Annotated in this window: 14 protein-coding genes and 2 pseudogenes; 15 read left to right on the plus strand and 1 reads right to left on the minus strand. The window is 70.0% G+C overall.

Translation table 11 applies throughout. The features are described from left to right. The first annotated feature begins 51 nt into the window (after positions 1–51). From L332_RS23090 to L332_RS29845, 14 genes and pseudogenes are all read left to right on the plus strand, one after another. Entirely contained in the window at positions 52–543 is a 492-nt protein-coding gene (locus tag L332_RS23090; protein WP_021010669.1) for a DUF6153 family protein, read from the plus strand. A gap of 105 nt (positions 544–648) precedes the next feature. After that, positions 649–1,284 carry a DUF305 domain-containing protein gene (locus L332_RS23095; protein WP_021010670.1) on the plus strand — a complete coding sequence of 212 codons (636 nt, stop codon included), beginning with the start codon at positions 649–651 and terminating at the stop codon, positions 1,282–1,284. 162 nt (positions 1,285–1,446) lie between these two features. Next, complete coding sequence (locus L332_RS23100) at positions 1,447–2,304, plus strand: F510_1955 family glycosylhydrolase (protein WP_021010672.1); 858 nt, start codon at positions 1,447–1,449, stop codon at positions 2,302–2,304. Positions 2,305–2,362: 58 nt separating this feature from the next. After that, positions 2,363–4,816, plus strand: a complete 2,454-nt coding sequence (locus tag L332_RS23105) for a phosphoketolase family protein (protein WP_021010673.1) — start codon at positions 2,363–2,365, stop codon at positions 4,814–4,816. Then, entirely contained in the window at positions 4,813–7,353 is a 2,541-nt protein-coding gene (locus L332_RS23110; RefSeq protein WP_021010674.1) for a heavy metal translocating P-type ATPase, read from the plus strand. The genes L332_RS23105 and L332_RS23110 overlap by 4 nt, the downstream gene beginning before the upstream one ends. 19 nt (positions 7,354–7,372) lie before the next feature. Next, positions 7,373–10,579: an HAD-IA family hydrolase gene (locus L332_RS23115; protein WP_021010675.1), complete on the plus strand. Its 3,207-nt coding sequence runs from the start codon at positions 7,373–7,375 to the stop codon at positions 10,577–10,579. Continuing rightward, positions 10,579–12,225, plus strand: coding sequence for an ABC1 kinase family protein (locus L332_RS23120; protein WP_021010676.1), 1,647 nt, complete (start codon positions 10,579–10,581; stop codon positions 12,223–12,225). The genes L332_RS23115 and L332_RS23120 overlap by 1 nt, the downstream gene beginning before the upstream one ends. A gap of 38 nt (positions 12,226–12,263) precedes the next feature. Continuing rightward, positions 12,264–13,322 (plus strand): type II glyceraldehyde-3-phosphate dehydrogenase, encoded by a 1,059-nt coding sequence (locus L332_RS23125; RefSeq protein ID WP_021010677.1) that lies wholly within the window; start codon positions 12,264–12,266, stop codon positions 13,320–13,322. Positions 13,323–13,377: 55 nt separating this feature from the next. Then, on the plus strand, positions 13,378–13,596 hold the full coding sequence (locus L332_RS23130) for a DUF2933 domain-containing protein (RefSeq protein WP_021010678.1): 219 nt from the start codon (positions 13,378–13,380) through the stop codon (positions 13,594–13,596). Then, entirely contained in the window at positions 13,593–14,612 is a 1,020-nt protein-coding gene (locus L332_RS23135) for a DMT family transporter (protein WP_021010679.1), read from the plus strand. The genes L332_RS23130 and L332_RS23135 overlap by 4 nt, the downstream gene beginning before the upstream one ends. Beyond that, positions 14,609–15,561 (plus strand): annotated as a pseudogene (locus L332_RS31005) (multicopper oxidase family protein); the annotation flags it as partial. The gene L332_RS23135 and the pseudogene L332_RS31005, both read left to right, overlap by 4 nt. Positions 15,562–15,786: 225 nt before the next feature. Beyond that, a complete protein-coding gene (locus L332_RS31010) occupies positions 15,787–16,131 on the plus strand; it encodes a multicopper oxidase domain-containing protein (protein ID WP_021065013.1) in 345 nt (114 codons plus the stop codon). A 163-nt stretch (positions 16,132–16,294) separates the two neighbouring features. Continuing rightward, the gene (locus tag L332_RS29460; protein ID WP_021010680.1) at positions 16,295–17,254 is read left to right on the plus strand and encodes a helix-turn-helix transcriptional regulator; all 960 of its coding nucleotides are present in this window, start codon (positions 16,295–16,297) and stop codon (positions 17,252–17,254) included. Between the two features lie 209 nt (positions 17,255–17,463). Continuing rightward, positions 17,464–17,994, plus strand: a complete 531-nt coding sequence (locus tag L332_RS29845) for a bifunctional DNA primase/polymerase (RefSeq protein WP_407637628.1) — start codon at positions 17,464–17,466, stop codon at positions 17,992–17,994. On the opposite strand, the pseudogene L332_RS30980 reads toward L332_RS29845, so the two are convergent. Then, positions 17,912–18,220, minus strand: a pseudogene (locus L332_RS30980) (recombinase family protein); the annotation flags it as partial. The gene L332_RS29845 and the pseudogene L332_RS30980 overlap by 83 nt on opposite strands. Between L332_RS30980 and L332_RS23155 the strand changes: the two are divergent. Beyond that, the gene (locus L332_RS23155; protein WP_021009488.1) at positions 18,161–18,472 is read left to right on the plus strand and encodes a transposase; all 312 of its coding nucleotides are present in this window, start codon (positions 18,161–18,163) and stop codon (positions 18,470–18,472) included. The pseudogene L332_RS30980 and the gene L332_RS23155 overlap by 60 nt on opposite strands. Positions 18,473–18,679 lie beyond the last annotated feature (207 nt).

The raw sequence follows: 18,679 nt of genomic DNA on the forward strand, positions 1-18,679 counted from the left end.
GCGGGGATCCGGGCACACCGGGGTACGCTGGACGCGGGAAGGAGGTCGGCGGTGAACCACATCCGAACCCTGGTGCACGCCCCATCCGGGCTGCACCGGCTGCTGCTGACCTTCGCGACCGCGCTCCTGCTGATCGCCGGCCTGCTGGCCATGCACACCCTCACCGGCACGCTCACCAGCGGGCACGCCGACACCCCCGCAGCGGCCTCTGAAGCCGTCCATGCCGCGCCCGACTCTGACCTGGGCGGCACCGTCGCGACCGGGAGCATGCTCGAGAACACCATCGGGACAGGCACCGAGGCTTCGGGCGGGCACTGCGAGGGCGACTGCGACAGCTCGGGCGGAATGCCGGACCATTCGATGCTGATGATGGCGTGCGTGCTGGCGCTGCTGGCCGCCACCATCGTGCTGCTCGCCCCGGCGCTGCTGGCCCCCCTGGGCACCGTCCTCGCCCTGCTACACCTGCACGGGCGGAATGTGCTCACCGCGTTACCGCACCCCCGACCACCTTCCCTCATCGTCCTGTCGATCAGTCGAACCTGATTCCCCGCCCTCCCGTCGCCGCTGTGCCGGGAGATGCTGCGCCGTGCCCGCATACGGCTCGGGAATCAACTCACCATTCGACTGACTAGACAAGGACACCCACCCATGCGTTTCCGCATTCTCGCGCTGAGCACCGCCGCGCTCGCCGCCGCGCTCGTGCTCGCCGGCTGCGCGCCCACCGACGGATCCATGCCCGGCATGGACCACGGCCCCGGCGGCATGACCAGCAGCACCCCCGCCCCCTCCGAGCAGGCATCGTTCAACTCCGCTGACGAGATGTTCGTCACGATGATGATCCCGCACCACGAACAGGCCATCGAGATGGCCGATCAGATCCTGGCCAAGGACGGCATCGACGAGCGGGTCGTGACCCTCGCCGAGCAGATCAAAGCCGCCCAAGGCCCCGAGATCCAGACCATGAAGGGCTGGCTCGAGGACTGGGGAATCCCCTACGACGACTCCATGTCCGACATGGGCGGGATGGGCGGGATGGGCGGCATGGACCACGGCGACGGGATGATGTCCGACGACGACATGGCCGCCCTGGACGCCGCCACCGGGGTCGAGGCGACCCGGCTGTTCCTCGAGGGCATGGTCGGCCACCACCAGGGCGCCGTCACCATGGCCCAGATGGTGCTGAACAACGGCGAGAACCCGGACGTGGCCGCGCTCGCCCAGCAGATCATCGACGGACAGACCGCCGAGATCACCACCATGCAGGACATCCTCGCCACCCTCTGACCCGAACCCCTCGGGCGGGGCCGACCACCCCTGACCTGGACAGCGCCGGCCCGTCGAAAGGCCCATCATGACTTCCCGGACTCTGGCCGCGTGCTTCGTGGGCATCATCCTCGCCCTGATCATCCTGTCCGCGGCGACCATCCTCTTCATCCAGGCGATCGCATGAGCAGCAACGCCACCACGATCACGGCCGCTGCCGTCGCCGCTGCCGCGGGGCTGCTGCTGACCGGCTGCACCTCCACGCCGACCGCCATCTCGGCACCCGCCCCGGACACGGGTCTCGGTCATGTGCACGGCATCGTCGACCTCGGCGGGAGCACCGTGCTGCTGGGCACCCACATCGGCCTCTACACCCTCACCGACACCGGCGACATCTCCGGCCCCCTGGGAGGCGCGGACTTCGACGCGATGGGCCTGACCGCCGACGGCGACGTCCTCTACGCCTCCGGGCACCCCGGACCGAACACCCCGGCGGAGCTCGGCAAGCACAACCTGGGACTCATCCGAAGCACCGACGCCGGGACCACCTGGGAGCCGGTCGCGTTTACCGGGCAGGAGGACTTCCACGTCCTCACCGCCGGAGACCGTGCGATCCACGGGATCGGGTCCAGCTCGATCACCATCCGCACCAGCACCGACGGCGGGACCACCTGGATCGACGGCGCCGAGCTCCCCGCCGCCGACCTGACCGTCACCACCGACGGCATCCTCTACGCCGCGACGCGGCAGGGCCTGCAGGAGAGCCGGGATGCGGGCGCCACCTTCGACCTCGTCGCGGATGCGCCGCCGCTCTACCTGGTGGAGGCGGACTCCACGGGCGGGCTGGTCGGCGTCGACACCGACGGCACCCTCTGGCGACTCACCGGCACCGGATCCTGGGACAGCGTCGGTGCCGCCACGGGCACCGTCCAGGCGCTCGGGAACGCAGATGGGGCGGTCGTGCTCGTCGACGACCGCGGCGTCGTCTGGATCCACGGCACCGAGACCACCGTCGTCCTCCCGACAGGGACCGCACAATGACCGCTATCACCATGACCACATTCGGCGGCCTCGGCCGCGAACCGCGAGGAGTCCTGCCATGAGCACCGCAGCGGCCCGTTGGGCCCACCGCACCACCGACGTCACCCTGGACCGACTGGAGGAGGTGGATGCGTGGTGGCGGGCGGCGAACTACCTGAGCATCGGGCAGATCTACCTGCTCGACAACCCGCTGCTGCGCGACCCGCTCACCGCGGAGCACATCAAGCCGCGGCTGCTGGGGCACTGGGGCACCACCCCGGGTCTGAACTTCCTGTACGCCCACCTCAACCGGGCGATCACCGATCGGGACCTGAACACCCTGTACGTGACCGGGCCGGGGCACGGCGGGCCGGGCATGGTCGCCAACGCCTACCTGGACGGCACGTACACGGAGCTGTACCCGCGGATCGACCGCACCGAGGAGGGACTGCGGGCGCTGTTCCGGCAGTTCTCCTTTCCCGGCGGCATCCCCTCGCACGCGTCCCCGGACACGCCGGGGTCGATCAACGAGGGCGGCGAGCTCGGCTATTCCCTTGTCCACGCCTATGGCGCCGCGTTCGACAACCCGGATCTGCTGGTCGCCTGTGTGATCGGCGACGGGGAGGCGGAGACCGGGCCGCTGGCGACCGCGTGGCACGGCAACAAGTTCCTCAACCCCGCCGCGGACGGGGTGGTGCTGCCGATCCTGCACCTGAACGGGTACAAGATCGCCAACCCGACGGTGCTGTCCCGCATCCCCGAGGACGAGCTGGTCGCGCTGCTGCGCGGCTACGGCCACGAGCCGTTCGTGGTCACCGTCGGCTTCGACGGCGAGGACCCGCAGGAGTCCCACGCCCGGTTCGCCGGCGTGCTGGACGAGGTGCTGGACCGGATCGCGGACATCAAGACCGCCGCGGCGGCCGGCACCCTGGAGGGCCGGCCTGCGTGGCCAGCGATCGTGCTGCGCAGCCCGAAAGGCTGGACCTGCCCGCCGGTGATCGACGGGCTCCCCGTGGAGGGCACCTGGCGGTCCCACCAGGTGCCGCTCGCCGAGGTCCGCGACACCCCCGAGCACCTGCAGATCCTCCAGGACTGGCTGGCCTCCTACCGGCCCGACGAGCTCTTCGACGCCGACGGCGCCCCGTTCCCCGCCACGGTCGCGGTCGCCCCGGCGGGAGTGCGGCGGATGAGCGCGAGCCCGGTCGCGAACGGCGGGCAGCTGACCGTCCCGCTGCGCCTGGGCGATTTCCGGGACCACGCCCACCCGGTCGACCCCGAGGCGCGAGGCGCGGAAACCGGGGAGGCGACCCGGGTGCTCGGCGAATGGCTCGCCGACGTGATCCGGCACAACCCGGACAACTTCCGCATCTTCGGCCCCGACGAGACCGCCTCCAACCGGCTCGCCCCGCCCGTGTTCGAGGCCACCGGCAAGCAGTGGAACGCGGCCGTGCTGCCGGTGGACGAGCATCTGGCGCCGACCGGGCGGGTGATGGAGGTGCTCAGCGAGCACCAGTGCCAGGGCTGGCTCGAAGGGTACGTCCTGACCGGCCGGCACGGCCTGTTCAACTGCTACGAGGCGTTCACGCACATCGTCGACTCGATGTTCAACCAGCACGCCAAATGGCTCGAAGCCGCCAGCGAGGTGCCCTGGCGGGAACCGGTGCCGAGCTTCAACTACCTGCTCTCCAGCCACGTCTGGCGGCAGGACCACAACGGGTTCAGCCACCAGGATCCCGGGTTCATCGACCTCGCCCTGAACAAGAGCCCCGACATCGTCCGCGTCTACCTCCCGTTCGACGCGAACACCCTGCTATCCACCTACGACCACTGCCTGCGCTCCACCGGCTACATCAACGTCGTCGTCGCCGGAAAGCAGCCCGCCCCGCAGTGGCTCACCATGGACGAGGCGATCGAGCACTGCACCCGGGGCCTGGGCATCCTGCCCTGGGCCGGCACCGAGACCGAGGGGAACGAGCCGGACGTGGTGCTCGCCGCCGCCGGCGACGTGCCCACCCTCGAGGTGCTCGCCGCGGCCGCGCTGCTGCGCGAGCACATCCCGGGCCTGTCCGTGCGGGTCGTGAACGTGGTCGACCTGACCCGTCTGCAATCCGAGGACCAGCACCCGCACGGGCTTCCGGACCGGGAGTTCGACGCGATCTTCACCCCCGACAAGCCGGTGATCTTCGCCTACCACGGCTACCCGTGGCTGATCCACCGTCTCACCTACAAGCGCGCCGGGCACCAGAACCTGCACGTGCACGGCTTCGTGGAGAAGGGCACCACCACGACCCCGTTCGACATGGTCATGCTCAACGACCTCGACCGCTACCGGCTCGCGATCGACGTCCTCGACCACGTCCCGGGCCTTGCTGCGACCCACGCGCAGCTGCGGCAGGAACTCGTCGACGCCCGCCTGCGCGCCCGCGCCCACACCCGCGAGCATGGCACCGACATCCCCGCCGTCGCCGACTGGCGCTGGCCCCACCCCGACACCGACCTGAACCGCCCCTCCACCGCGAAGGAAATCCGATGACCGACACCAGGACCGTGACCCTGCAGGTCAGCGGCATGATCCGCGCGACCTCCAAGAACGTCACCGAAGCCCACCTCGCCCGCCAGCCGGGCGTCCTGTCCGTCGACGCGAACCCGGTCTCCCAGACCGCGACCGTCACCTACGACCCGCAGACCACCTCGGTCGCGCACCTGCAGAAGTGGGTGATCGAATGCGGCTACCACTGCGCCGGGCGATCCGTCCCGGACCACATCTGCGACCCCGCCCACGAACCTCACGAGCACGCCGACCACCACGACCACGCCGAGCACGAGGGACGCGCGGTCTCCACCGGTCATGACACCCCGGCGGGGCACGAGCACCCGCACCCGGCAGCGGACCACGCGGACCACTCCGCCATGGACGCCGGCGCGCATGCCGGTCACGCTCCGGCCACCGAGGGCGGACACGATCACGGGGCTCAGCCGGCCGGCCGCAGCGCGCAGGATGTGATGGGCCACGGCGGGCATCACGGCGGCATGTCGATGGACGCGATGATCCGGGACATGCGCAACCGGTTCCTGGTCGCGTTGATCCTGTCGATCCCGATCACCCTCTGGTCCCCGATCGGCCGGGAGGTGATCGGCTTCGAAGTGCCGGCCCCGTTCGGGCTGCGCGACGACGTGTTCATGCTGATCGTGTCGCTGCCGGTGATCTTCTACTCGGCCTGGATCTTCTTCGACGGCGCCTACCGAGCCCTGCGGGCCCGCACCCTCGACATGATGGTGCTGGTCGCGGTCGGCGTCGGCACCGGCTGGATCTACAGCCTGATCATCACCCTCACCGGCGGCGGCGAGGTCTTCTACGAGGCGGCGACCGTGCTGGCCACCTTCGTGCTCCTCGGCCACTGGGTCGAGATGCGCGCCAGGGGCGGCGCGAACGACGCCATCCGACGGCTGCTGGAGCTCGCTCCCGCCCGCGCGGTCGTCCTCCGCGACGGCGAGGAGGTCGAGATCCCCACCTCCGAGGTCGTCCCCGGGGACCTCATGCTCATCCGCCCCGGCGCGAAGGTCCCCACCGACGGCGTCGTCGAGGACGGCGAGTCCGAGATCGACGAGTCGATGGTCACTGGCGAATCCATGCCGGTCGAGAAGGCGCCCGGCTCGGAGGTGATCGGCGCGACCGTGAATACCGTCGGCACCCTCCGGGTGCGCGCCACGAAGGTTGGCGCCGACACGGCGCTGGCGCAGATCGTGAAGCTGGTGCAGGAGGCGCAGAACTCCAAGGCCCCTGGGCAGCGTCTCGCCGACCGGGCCGCGTTCTGGCTCGTCCTGCTCGCCCTCGTCGGAGGCACTCTGACCTTCCTGGTGTGGTTCCTCGCCGGGGCGGATGTGCCGATGGCGATCCTGTTCGCGATCACCGTCGTCGTTATCACCTGCCCCGACGCCCTCGGGCTCGCCACCCCGACCGCGATCATGGTCGGCACCGGCCTGGGCGCCAAGCGTGGTGTCCTGTTCAAGAACGCCACCGGCATCGAGACCGCCGCGCATATCGACACCGTCGTGCTGGACAAGACCGGCACTCTCACCAAGGGCGAGCCCGAGGTCACCGACTACATCCCCATCGGCATGGACGACCTCGAGCTACTCGCCCTCGCCGCGGCGCTCGAGCGGGAGTCGGAGCACCCGCTGGCCAAGGCGATCGTCACATACGCCGAGAGCCGGAACATCCCGCGTCGCACCGCGTCCGCGTTCCGCAACGTCACCGGGCAGGGCGCGATCGCCACCGTCGACGGAAGGCAGGTGGTGCTCGGCAACGCCCGGCTGATGGCCGCGCAGGGCATCGACACCGGCCCGGTCGTCTCGCAGCAGCAGGCCCTCGCAGACGGCGGCCGCACCGCGATCATGTTCGCCGTCGACGGGCAGATCGCCGGCGTGATCGCCCTCGCCGACGCCCCCCGCGACACCGCGAAAGCCGCGATCGACGCACTCCACGAGCAGGGCATCGAGGTGGCGATGCTCACCGGCGACAACAAGCCCACCGCCGAGCGCATCGCCTCGCTGCTGGGCATCGACACCGTGATCGCCGACGTGCTCCCCGAGGACAAGTCCGCCAAGATCGCCGAGCTCCAGGCATCCGGCAAGAAGGTCGCGATGGTCGGCGACGGCGTCAACGACGCCCCCGCCCTCGCCCAGGCGGACCTCGGCATCGCGATCGGCGCCGGCACCGACGTCGCCATCGAGACCGCAGACGTCGTCCTGATGCGCTCCGACCCGCTCGATGTCGCGATCGCGCTGAAGATCGGGAAGGGCACGCTGCGGAAGATGCGGCAGAACCTCGGCTGGGCCATCGGCTACAACGCCATCGCGCTGCCCATCGCCGCCGGCGTGTTCTACCCCGCGTTCGGGATCATGCTCACCCCCGAGATCGCCGCCATCAGCATGTCCGGCTCCAGCGTGATCGTCGCCGTCAACGCGCTCCTGCTCAAGCGGCTCCGGCTGCCCGCCCAGCAGGCCCCCGCGGCCCCGGCAGAGGCGAGCAGCCTCGCCCCGGCGTCGACGCCCGGCGGCGCCTCATGACCGGACGCGAGGCGCCGCGATGACTCCGCGGTCGGCAGAGCACGGGACTCACCACCTCGATGCCGTCTACGACGCGGTGCTGTTCGACATGGACGGCGTGGTCACGAACACCGCCGCGATCCATGCCGCCGCGTGGAAGCAGCTGTTCGACGAGGTGCTGCGAGACCCGCGTGTGCAGGTGGACGACCCCGAGACGACCTTCGACCCGGTCGCCGACTACCGCCGCTATGTGGACGGGCGAACCCGCGAGGACGGGGTATCGGCGTACCTGGCGACCCGTGGGATCGCCCTGGACGCCGGAGATCCCGACGACCCACCAACGGCGTGGACGATCGCGGGGCTCGCGGCGCGCAAGAACGAGCTGTTCCTGGCGGAGCTGGGCACCCGTGGGCTGCGCGTCTATCCGGGCACCGCGGCGCTGCTGCATCGCCTGCGGGACGCGGCCGTGCCGGTCGGGCTGGTCACCGCGAGCCGGAACGCGCAGCAGATGCTCGCCGCCGCAGGACTGGCCGGCTGCTTCGACACCGTGGTGGACGGCCGGATCGCGCTCACGCATCACCTGAAAGGCAAGCCGGATCCCGCCATGTTCGTGGAGGCGGCCCGGCGACTGGGTGTCGCCGCGGCCCGCACCGCGGTCGTCGAGGACTCGGTCGCCGGCGTAGCGGCCGCGAGGCGCGGAGGCTTCGGCTTCGTCGTCGGCATCGACCGCGCCGGAGCGCGGGAGCAGCTCGAGGCCGCGGGCGCCGACCTCGTCCTGGCCGATGTCGCCGAGCTCGACCTGGGCGTCTCCACCACGGATCCGTGGCAGCTGGTCTACGACGGCTTCGACCCCGCGCACGAAGGGCACCGGGAGGCGCTCACCGCGCTGGGGAACGGCTACATGGCCACCCGTGGCGCCCGGCCCGAGCACCACGACGACGGCATCCACTATCCCGGCACCTACCTCGCCGGCGTGTACAACCGACTGGCGAGCACCATCCACGGGCGCGAGCTCGAGGAGGAGCATCTCGTCAACACGCCCAACTGGCTTCCGGTGGACCTCCGCATCGGAGGCGGGCCGTGGCTGTCCACCGGCCAGGTCGTCGCGCACAGCGAACGACGCGAGCTCGACCTGCGCCGCGGCCTGGTCGTCCGCCGCGCGGTCCTCACCGCTCCGAACGGGGATCGACTCGACTTCGTGCAGACGACGTTCACCTCCCTGGACGAACCTCACCTTGCCGTGCTGGAAACCACGCTCACCGCCCCCGACTGGAGCGGCACGGTCACCCTTCGCGCCGGGATCGACGCCGGCGTGCGCAACAGCAACGTGGCCGCGTACCTCGGATCGGACGCCACCCACCTCACGCAGCCGACGTTCCGCCACGTCGGCGACACCACCCTCTGCGAGGTGCGGACCCGACAGAGCCGGGTCCACATCGCCACCGCCGTCCGCACGACCCTCACCGGAACCGACAGCGCGACCGATCACCGCATCGACACGCCATCGCAGCCCACCCGGGAGCTGCGCATCCCTCTGGAGCAGGGTCGACCGGTCACCCTCACCAAGACGGCCGCGATCTACACCTCCCACGATCGGGCCATCAGCGAGCCGGGTGGTGCCGCCCTGACCCTGCTCACCGAACGCGGTGGCGACGTCGAGGCGCTGCGGGAACGCCACGCGGCGGCGTGGCGGCGACTCTGGGAACGCTTCGCGGTCACCCTGGACGCCGACACGCACAGCCGACTCATCCTGAACCTGCACGTCTTCCACCTGCTCCAGACCCTCTCGCCGCACACCGTCGAGCTCGACGCCGGGGTGCCCGCCCGCGGCCTGCACGGCGAGGGGTATCGGGGGCACGTCTTCTGGGACGAGGTGTTCGTCCTGCCCGTGATCGCTCTGCGCACGCCCGAGATCAGCCGGGCGCTGATCGACTACCGCTGGCGGCGACTGGACGCCGCCCGCGCCGCGGCGACCGCCGCCGGACTCCGCGGAGCCCTCTTCCCCTGGCAGAGCGGCAGCGACGGTCGCGAGGAGACGCCCGAGGCGCTCTACAACCCGCGCTCCGGTCGGTGGATGCCGGACAACTCCCACCGTCAACGCCACGTCGGCCTCGCCATCGCCTACAACGCCTGGCAGCACTACCAGGCCACCGGCGACCTCGAGTGGCTCGCCGAACGCGGCGGCGAGCTCATCATCGAGGTCACCCGCCTGTTCGCCTCGCTCGCCGAGCACGACACTGCCACCGACCGCTTCCACATCGCCGGGGTGATGGGACCCGACGAGTTCCACGACGGCGCCCCGGACGCTCCCGGCAGCGGCCTGCGCGACAACACGTACACCAACGTCCTCGCCTCTTGGGTCGCCACGCGAGCGGCCCGGACACTCGCCCTGCTCCACGGGCACCGCGGCGAGGGCCTCCGCGACCGGCTCCGCGTCACCGACGAGGAGATCGCGGGATGGGCCCGGCTCAGCACACGACTGGCGGTGGGGTTCCACCGCGACGGCATCCTCACCCAGTTCGACGGCTACGAGAGCCTGCAGGAGCTGGACTGGGACCACTACCGCGAGGAGTACGGGAACATCGGCCGGCTCGATCTCATCCTCGAGTCCGAGAACGACAGCACCAACTGGTACAAGCTCGCCAAGCAGCCCGACGTCGTCATGCTGGTCTACCTGCTCGGTCACGACGGGCTCCGGGCGCAGCTCGCCACGCTCGGCTACCCGTTCTCCGAGCAGGACCTGACCCGCACGGTCGAGTACTACCTCGCCCGCACCGCCAACGGGTCGACGCTCAGCCGAGTCGTGAACGCCTCCGTCCTGGCCGGCATCGACCCGTCCCGCTCCTGGATCGCGTTCCGCGAGGCGCTGATCGCCGATCTCGACGACTCCCAGGGCGGCACCACCCGCGAAGGGATCCACCTCGGCGCGATGGCCGGCACCATCGACCTGCCCGTCCGCTCGTTCGCCGGCATGGCCCTCGGTGACGACGAGCTCGTCTTCGCCCCCCGACTGCCGCCGAACCTCACCCGGGTCGGGTTCCAGATCCGATACCGCGGCCACCTCGTCGACGTGATGCTCCGTGACCGCAGCCTGGAGCTTCGCGTGCACGCCGGCTCAGCACCCGCGATCCACGTGCGCGTCGGCGCGGTCGCCGTGCCGCTCTCGGCCGGACAGACCAAGACGTTCGCGATCGGCCCGGACACCTCGGTCCGCGACGCGACCAACCGCGAAGGAGGCCTCGACTGATGAGCACGCATCGGAGCCGGTATCGGCGCATCGCCACCATCCTCGAGCACCACGGACTCGGGCTCGGCCTCGGGCTGCTCGGACTGGAGAAGTGGATTCCCTTCAACAAAGGCGTTCTCGGGCATGCGCGCCGGGACGAGCCCTACGCCAGTCCGGAACACCTCCGACTCGCCCTCGAGGAGCTCGGACCGACCTTCATCAAACTCGGCCAGCTGCTGTCCACCCGCAACGACCTGCTGCCCGCCGCTTACCTCGCCGAGTTGGTCAAGCTTCAGGACGCCGCGCAGCCCGAGGCCTGGGAGCCGATGAAGGCGGTGATCCGCGAGGAGCTCGGCGCGGACCCCGAACAGCTCTTCGCACAGTTCGACCCGCAACCGCTGGCCGCCGCGTCGATCGGGCAGGCATACGCCGCGACCCTTCACGACGGCACCCAGGTCGTCGTGAAGGTCCGCCGACCCGGCGCGGTCGCCCAGATCCACGAAGACCTGGAGATCCTGCAGAACCTCGCCGAGCGCGCCGACAAGCGGTGGGATGCCGCCCGCCAGTACAACCTGCCGGGCATCGTCGAGGAGTTCTCCCGCACGCTGCGCGCCGAGCTCGACTATCTGCAGGAGGGCCGGAACGCGGAGCGGTTCGCCGCCGACTTCGCCGACTCACCCGACGTCGCCGTCCCCCAGGTGTTCTGGGAGACGACCACGTCACGCGTGCTGACCCTGGAACGGATGCACGGCATCCGAGTCGACGACCTGCCCGCCCTGGACGCGGCCGGCATCGACCGGAACCAGCTGGCCAGGCGAGGCGCAGACCTCATCCTCACCATGGTGTTCGAGAACCGCTTCTTCCACGCCGACCCGCACCCGGGCAACCTGTTCATCCAAACCGACGGATCCATCGCCCTCATCGACTTCGGCATGGTCGGCCAACTCGACGAAGAGGTCACCGAGCAGCTTTCCGACGTGCTGCTCGCCTTCACCCGCGGAGACTCCAACGCGCTCGCCACCGCCCTGCTCGCGCTCTCGATCACCAAGAACACCTCCGACCGCGGCGAGCTCGGCCGCTCCCTGGACGTCTTCGTGTCGCGGTATCTCGGACGCCCCCTGTCCGACATTAACCTCAGCCACCTGCTCGGAGAGCTGCTCGCCCTGCTGCGACACCACCACCTCCAGCTGCCGCAGCAGACCGCTCTGCTGTTCAAGGTCCTGATGATGGGCGAGGCACTGGCGGCACGGCTCGACCCCGAGTTCGAGATGCTGCAGGCGCTCACCCCCTTCTCGGAGCGGATCGTGCAGCGACAGTTCTCCCTCCCCGCCCTGGCGAAACGCTGGGCACAGGCATCCGCGGATGCCGGAGCACTGCTGCTCGAGCTGCCCGGAACACTCAAGCAGCTCCGGCGGGTGCTGGAGAACGGCGGCCTCGAGGTGCACCTGCGCGCGGCCGAACTGGAACCGCTCGTGGGACGGGCTGAACGGATCGGCAATCGCCTGATCGCCGGCATGATCACCGCCGCCCTGATCAACGGCATCGGCGAACTCGTCAGCGGGAACACGAGATGGCGCTCGCGGGAAGGCGTCATGATCGGCGCCGGCGCGAGCGTGGTCACCGCACTCGGCGGCTACCTGCTCTGGACCACGCGGCGACGGCGATGACCGCCGCGGCTCCCATCCCTCATCAGAAAGGCACGCACATGAACACCATTCGAGTCGGCGTCAACGGCTACGGCGTCATCGGCAAGCGCGTCGCCGACGCGGTCCTGCTGCAGTCGGACATGGACTTGGTCGGCGTCGCGGACATCGCCACCGACTGGCGGATCAAGTCCGCAGCGAACCGCCTGCCCGTGTTCGCCTCCACCATCGAGGCGCAGCAGGCCATGCGGGGCGCCGACGTGCCCGCACAGGGAGTGCTCGACGACCTTCTCGCGCAGTGCGACGTCGTCGTCGACACCACCCCCAAGCATGTGGCAGCGGGAAACCTGGAGCGCTACCGCGCCCTCGGCGTCAAGGCAGTGTTCCAAGGCGGCGAGTCCCACTCCACCACCGGCCACTCCTTCGTCGCCCAAGCCAACTACGCCAGCGCCATCGGCAGGGACAGCACCCGGGTGGTCTCCTGCAACACCACCAGCATCGTGCGGATCCTCGGCGCGCTGGATGCGGCCGGACTCCTGCTGCGCGCCCGTGGGGTGCTCATCCGCCGCGCCACCGACCCGTGGGAATCGCACCTCGGCGGGATCATGAACACGATGGTCCCAGAACCGACCATCCCCTCTCATCAGGGCCCCGACGCACAGACCGTGCTCCCCGGACTCGATGTCGTCACCATCGCCGCCAAAGGCGCCCACACGCAGACCCACAGCCACTACTGGACGCTGCAACTGACCCGGGAGGCGACCCGCGACGAGGTGCTGGACGCCCTGCGCGCCGCGCCCCGCATCGCGTTCATCCGGATGTCCGACGGCCTGGTCGCCCTCAACTCCACCGTCGAGCTGATGCGCGATCTCGGCCGCCCCCGGGGAGACATGTGGGAGGTCGCCGTGTGGGAGGACCTGGTCACCGTGAACGGCAGCGAGGCCTACCTCGCCTACCAGGTCTACAACGAGGCCATCGTCGTGCCCGAGACGATCGACGCGATCCGCGCGCTGACGGGCACCGTCCCCGACGCCGCGACCTCGATCCGCCTCACCGACGAGAGCCTCGGCATGCGCCAGGACTTCCTCACACCGGCGGAGGAGCCCGACCATGACCGGTGACCACCAACCGCCCGCCGACCATCCCGGCGAAGGCGACCCGCGGCGACGGATGCCTGTGACGGCGTGGCTGATCATCGGGATCTCCGTGCTCGGGATCGCGATCTACCTGTTCATCGACCACCTTCCCCACGTCGTCGCAGTGCTGCCCTACGTCGCGATCATCGGCATGGCCGCCATGCACCTGTTCGGCCACCGCCACCACACCGGCGCCCACGACTCGAATCATCGACGCCACGGGGGCGACAGCGGGACCGACACGCGAGAGTCGTCGTGAACACCGTCGTCCGCCCCCTCGCGGACGCCAGCCGGCACGGGCACCCCCGACCGCTGCGGATGCTGTGGGTCACGCTCGCCTGGGGGTCGTGCTTCGTCGCGATCACCGTCGGCCTGCAAGACGCCCCGCCGCTGTGGCTCGCGGCACTGAGAGCCCTCATCGCCGGGGTCGCGCTCGCAACCGTCGCCGGCATCCAGCGGGCACCTCTTCCCCGCGACCCGAAGACATGGGCACTGATCGGCTGCCTCGGACTGGTGAACATCGCCCTGGCATTCGCGACGATGGTCGTCGCCGCGACCGGACTGTCGACCGGGATCGCCTCGGTGCTCGCCAACGCGCAGCCAATCCTGATCCTGCTGCCCGCGTGGTGGCTCTACCGCGAGCGTCCCACCCCCGCCGCGATCGCCGCGATCGGCCTGGGCTTCACCGGCCTACTCATCATCGTCCTTCCCTCCGGGCTCGGCACCGGAGCGTGGCTCTCACTGACCTCCGCCGCCGCGATCACCGCCGGCACCCTCATCGGCCGGATCGTGCACGCAGACGTCCGAATCGTGGCGGCAGCTCAGCTGCTCATCGGAGGTGCGATCCTCGCCGGCACCGCAGCCGTCACAGAAGGGCCGCCCACGATCGACTGGAACATCCGGTTCATCCTCACCCTGCTGTTCCTATCACTGGTCGGCACCGCCGCCACCACGGTCGCCTGGTTCACCGAGATCGGACGTGCCCGGCTCGACCTCCTCGCCGCGTGGACGCTGCTCGTGCCGGTCTTCGGGATCCTGCTGTCGCTGCTGATCCTGCGCGAGGACCCGGGCCTGTGGGGCTGGATCGGGACCGTGATCGTGCTGATCGCAATGGCGTTGCTCGCCATCGGATCCAGGCGCTCAGAGCCCTCGGCCGTCACGGCAACCGGCAATCGTGCCCCACGAGCCTCCGCCGATCATGCGACGTCCGACCCGGACGGCCTCCCTGACGAAAACCACGGCCCGCGCTCCCGGCCGGAAAGGAAACAACGATGAACCCGTCGCCCGCCCCACGCCCCCGCTTCCTCCTAACTCGGCGAGGGTTCCTCGGCGTCAGCATTGGCGCCGTCGCGACGGTCGCGCTGGCAGCCTGCGCGCCGGCGGCGAACTGGGTGCAGCCCGACGGCGCCCAGGTCCAAGGCGCCGAGCGGCGCCGCGGCGGCACCGGGAAGGTCACCACCGCGACCCTCACCGCCGCCCCGACCGTGCTGGACCTAGCCGGGGCGACCGCGCCGACCTGGGCGTTCGGGTCTGTTCCGGCGCCCGTGATCCGTCTCGGCGCCGGAGACACTCTGAAGGCCACCGTCCGGAACCAGCTCGAGGCGGACACCTCCGTGCACTGGCACGGGCTCGCGCTGCGCAACGACATGGACGGCGTCCCGCCGGTCACCCAGCAGCCCATCAAGGCCGGGGCCAGTTTCGACTACGAGTTCATCGCGCCCGATCCCGGCACCTACTGGTTCCACCCCCACGTCGGGGTGCAGCTGGACCGTGGCCTGTACGGGGCGCTGATCGTCGAGGACCCCGCCGAGCCCGGCGGCTACGAGGACGAGTGGGTCATCATCCTCGACGACTGGCTCGACGGCGTCACCGCCACCCCCGACGACGTCCTTGACGAGCTGTCCGCCGGGATGGGCGACATGGGCGGGATGGGCGACATGTTCATGCGGATGGGCAACACCCTCATGGGCGCCACCTCCGACCTGCTCGGCGGCGACGCCGGCGACGTCTACTATCCCCTCTACCTCGTCAACGGGAAGCCCCCCGCCGACCCGACCCAGTTCACCGGGCGGGCCGGCGAGAAGGTGCGGCTGCGGATCATCAACGCCGGCAGCGACACCGCGTTCCGCCTCGCCATCGGCGGTCACACGCTCACCATCACCAATACCGACGGATTCCCGTGGAACCGGTCGAAGTCGACAGCATCCTCATCGGCATGGGCGAACGCTACGACGCGATCATTACCCTGGATGACGGCGCGTTCCCCCTCATCGCTCAGGCCGAGGGCAAACGCGATCGCGGTTTCGCCGTCATCCGCACCGGCAGCGCCGCGGCAGCACCGACGGCCGATGTGAGCATCCCGGAGCTCACTAGCAGCCGGATCGGGACCGCACAGCTGCTGACGTCAGATAGCAGCGTTGCGCTGTCCTCACGGCAGCCTGATCGGACCGTGGCGATCACTCTCACCGGAGGTATGGCCGAATACGACTGGGGCATCGACGGGCGACGGTTCGATATGAATCAGCCCCTCGACGGCGCGCACGAGATCCGCGAAGGCGAACGCGTCCGGTTCACGATCACTAATGACACCGAGATGTGGCACCCATTCCATCTACACGGTCACACCTACCAGCATGAAGGTGGCGGCCCGCGGAAAGACACGTCGATCATCCTGCCCAAGCAGGCCCTCACCGTCGACTTCGACGCTGACAACCCAGGTCTCTGGGTCGCCCACTGCCACAACATCTACCACGCCGAAACCGGCATGACCACTGTCATCGGCTATCGGGCGTGACCACGGCGCAACCTTCCGGAGGCCACGGAACTGGTCGTGTCGATGAACGCGTGACGGCGCCATTGATCGGACGGGATGCGGTCCCACCCCTGCGGGATCGTGACGATACCGGCCGCGGCTACGTTATTGGCCGGCCGGTCCGCCGTTGTCGGCTGTGGAGAGCGTGCGCGCCGAACGCATCCACCGCGCCGTGTTTGGGCACGCCAAGATCGTCCACGTCCTCGAGGGCGCCGCACACATTGAGACAGCCACAGGCATCCACGAGTTGACACCGGGCTACGCGATGGCTCTCGGGGCCGGCATGTGGTGCTCAGGGCGCCCAGACCCGACTGTGCGGCTATGGACGCTCTACTTCGACGAGTCCTTCCTCCGCTCCCACATGCGATGGGTGCTCGCCGACACCACGCGCGTCCGTCCGGGCGTGCATCCTGACGCCTGGGACGGCTCGGCACTCGTGCTGCAGCCTGGCGTGGACATCCTGCACCGCATCGAACCGCTGTGGCGCCAGATCAGCCTCGTGAACGAGACCGCGCCACCGGAGGTCGCGACCACCCGACTGATCTCTCTGTTCTCCCGCGCCGTCGAGATTGCCCTACCGACGCTGCTCGCCGACGACGGCGCCGTGCCCGAGAGGTTCGTCCTCCCGGTGCGCGGCCGGCTCGCGCAGCCGCCAATCGCTCGCCCCGTGCGCCGCTCGGTCGTCCTGCTGCGCTCGCGCATGACCGAGCCGTGGACGGTCGGCAGGCTCGCCGCGGAGGTGGCCGTCTCCCGCGCCCATCTCACACGCGTTTTCACCCAGCAGGTCGGTGTCGCCCCCATGCGGTTCCTCATCGAGACCCGCCTGACGGAGTTCACGCGACTGATCGAGGAAACCGACCTGCCGATCGCCGATGCATCCCGGCAAGTCGGATGGAACGACGCGCGAGTTGCGGCAGTATGGTTCCGCAAGCGCTTCGGAATCACCCCCACGCAGTACCGGCGGCATCCGCACCCTTCTTGCACCGGCGCCATGCCGTGCGAGTCGTGCCGTGGTGTGTGCGCCCTCACTCCGGTCCTTGAGCCCGTAACTCGTGCGGTGTCGCGTGATTCGCGCCGCGACGCGCACATTCGGCGGCTTTCCTAGACGATCTCCGCGCCCTCCCGGTAGGCCGGGTTGATACGTCAGGTCCACCGCTGCGCCTGACGGGCGTACTGGCTGATCGTCCGTCTGCCTGCTGCGTGGTGAACCTCGCGCACCTCATGGTCGCAAGCCATGAAGCGAGCCCTGGTATCGGGGGCGTAGGGAGGAGGCCGGCTATGGACATCGGCGCCGTGCTACGCGCCGCCGCGGCGATGCCGCTGTCGGATGCGGCGAGGTCGTTCGCCCAGGCCGGCGTCCCCGTCTTCCCGTGCCGGCGTCTGGGGAAGGAGCCGCGCACCGAGCACGGGTTCCATGACGCGAGCGCCGAGTTGCGACAGGTGGCCGCGTGGTGGCGGCGCTGGCCGACCGCGAACATCGGCGTGCCGACCGGCGCGGTCTCGGGCTTCGAGGTGGTCGACGTCGACGTCCACCCGGCCGGAACCGGATACGCCGCGTTCGGGCGAGCGCAGCGCGAGGGCCTGGTCGACGGATGGGCCGCGCTCGTGCGCACCCCGTCCGGCCGGCTGCACGCCTACTACCCGGCAAGCCCGGACGATCCGCACCGCCGCCGGTGCCGTACCCGAACTTTGCTGCGCCGTGCCAGTCGCCACGTTCGGCCTTCTGCCGGTTCGCGCGGCGAATGCGGTCAGCCTTGTGTCCGGACTCGTAGGCCGCCATCGCGACGAGTTGTCGGGCCATCAGCCGACCCTCGTGGGTGTTCAAGTCGAACGCACCGCCCATGATCGCCTCAATGCGGATCGGATGCGTCTCCACGAGGTCGATCAAGTCCTCGAGCTCACGGGGTCGCCGGTAGAGGCGATCGACGTGCCACACGACGACCCGCGAAGGACCTGAACCGTCCCCGGTTTGATGCCGGTTCCTTTCGAGTCTGGAAGGAAGATAGTCATCATGCCGAAGCAGATCCCGGAGGAGACGAAGCAGCGAGCGATCCGGCTCGTGCTCGACCATCTCGATGAGTACCCGAACCTGACGACCGCGTGCGAGACGGTCTCGAAACGGCTCGGCTTCGGGGCCGAGTCGCTGCGCCGATGGGTGCGGCAGGCTCAGATCGACGCCGGCGAACGGCAGGGCGCCTCGACGAGCGAGTCGGAGCGGGTGCGGCGGCTTGAGCGGGAGAACCGTGAGCTGCGTGAGGCGAACGCGATCCTGCGCGACGCGGCGGTTTTCTTCGCCGGGGAACTCGACCCCCGACGCCGCTGATCGTCGGCTTCATCGACGAGCAGCGGGCCAAGGGCCGCGCGGTCGAGTCGGTCTGCCAGGTCCTGCGGGAGCAGGGCGTGGAGGTCGCCGCGCGAACCTACCGGGCGTGGAAGCGCGCCCAGCCCAGCAACCGCGCTGTGGATGACGCGGTGATCATCGACGCGCTGCTGGCGACCGTCGGCACGCCGGAGGGCATGTACGGGCGGC

Source organism: Agrococcus pavilionensis RW1, from assembly GCF_000400485.1.
Classification (GTDB): Bacteria; Actinomycetota; Actinomycetes; order Actinomycetales; family Microbacteriaceae; genus Agrococcus; species Agrococcus pavilionensis.

Coding starts and splice junctions, on each gene's coding strand:
- L332_RS23095 (WP_021010670.1), top strand. CDS start 649: ATGCGTTTCCGCATTCTCGCGCTGAGCACCGCCGCGCTCGCCGCCGCG.
- L332_RS23155 (WP_021009488.1), top strand. CDS start 18,161: ATGCCGAAGCAGATCCCGGAGGAGACGAAGCAGCGAGCGATCCGGCTC.
- L332_RS23120 (WP_021010676.1), top strand. CDS start 10,579: ATGAGCACGCATCGGAGCCGGTATCGGCGCATCGCCACCATCCTCGAG.
- L332_RS29845 (WP_407637628.1), top strand. CDS start 17,464: ATGCCGCTGTCGGATGCGGCGAGGTCGTTCGCCCAGGCCGGCGTCCCC.
- L332_RS23115 (WP_021010675.1), top strand. CDS start 7,373: ATGACTCCGCGGTCGGCAGAGCACGGGACTCACCACCTCGATGCCGTC.
- L332_RS23125 (WP_021010677.1), top strand. CDS start 12,264: ATGAACACCATTCGAGTCGGCGTCAACGGCTACGGCGTCATCGGCAAG.
- L332_RS23105 (WP_021010673.1), top strand. CDS start 2,363: ATGAGCACCGCAGCGGCCCGTTGGGCCCACCGCACCACCGACGTCACC.
- L332_RS23110 (WP_021010674.1), top strand. CDS start 4,813: ATGACCGACACCAGGACCGTGACCCTGCAGGTCAGCGGCATGATCCGC.
- L332_RS23100 (WP_021010672.1), top strand. CDS start 1,447: ATGAGCAGCAACGCCACCACGATCACGGCCGCTGCCGTCGCCGCTGCC.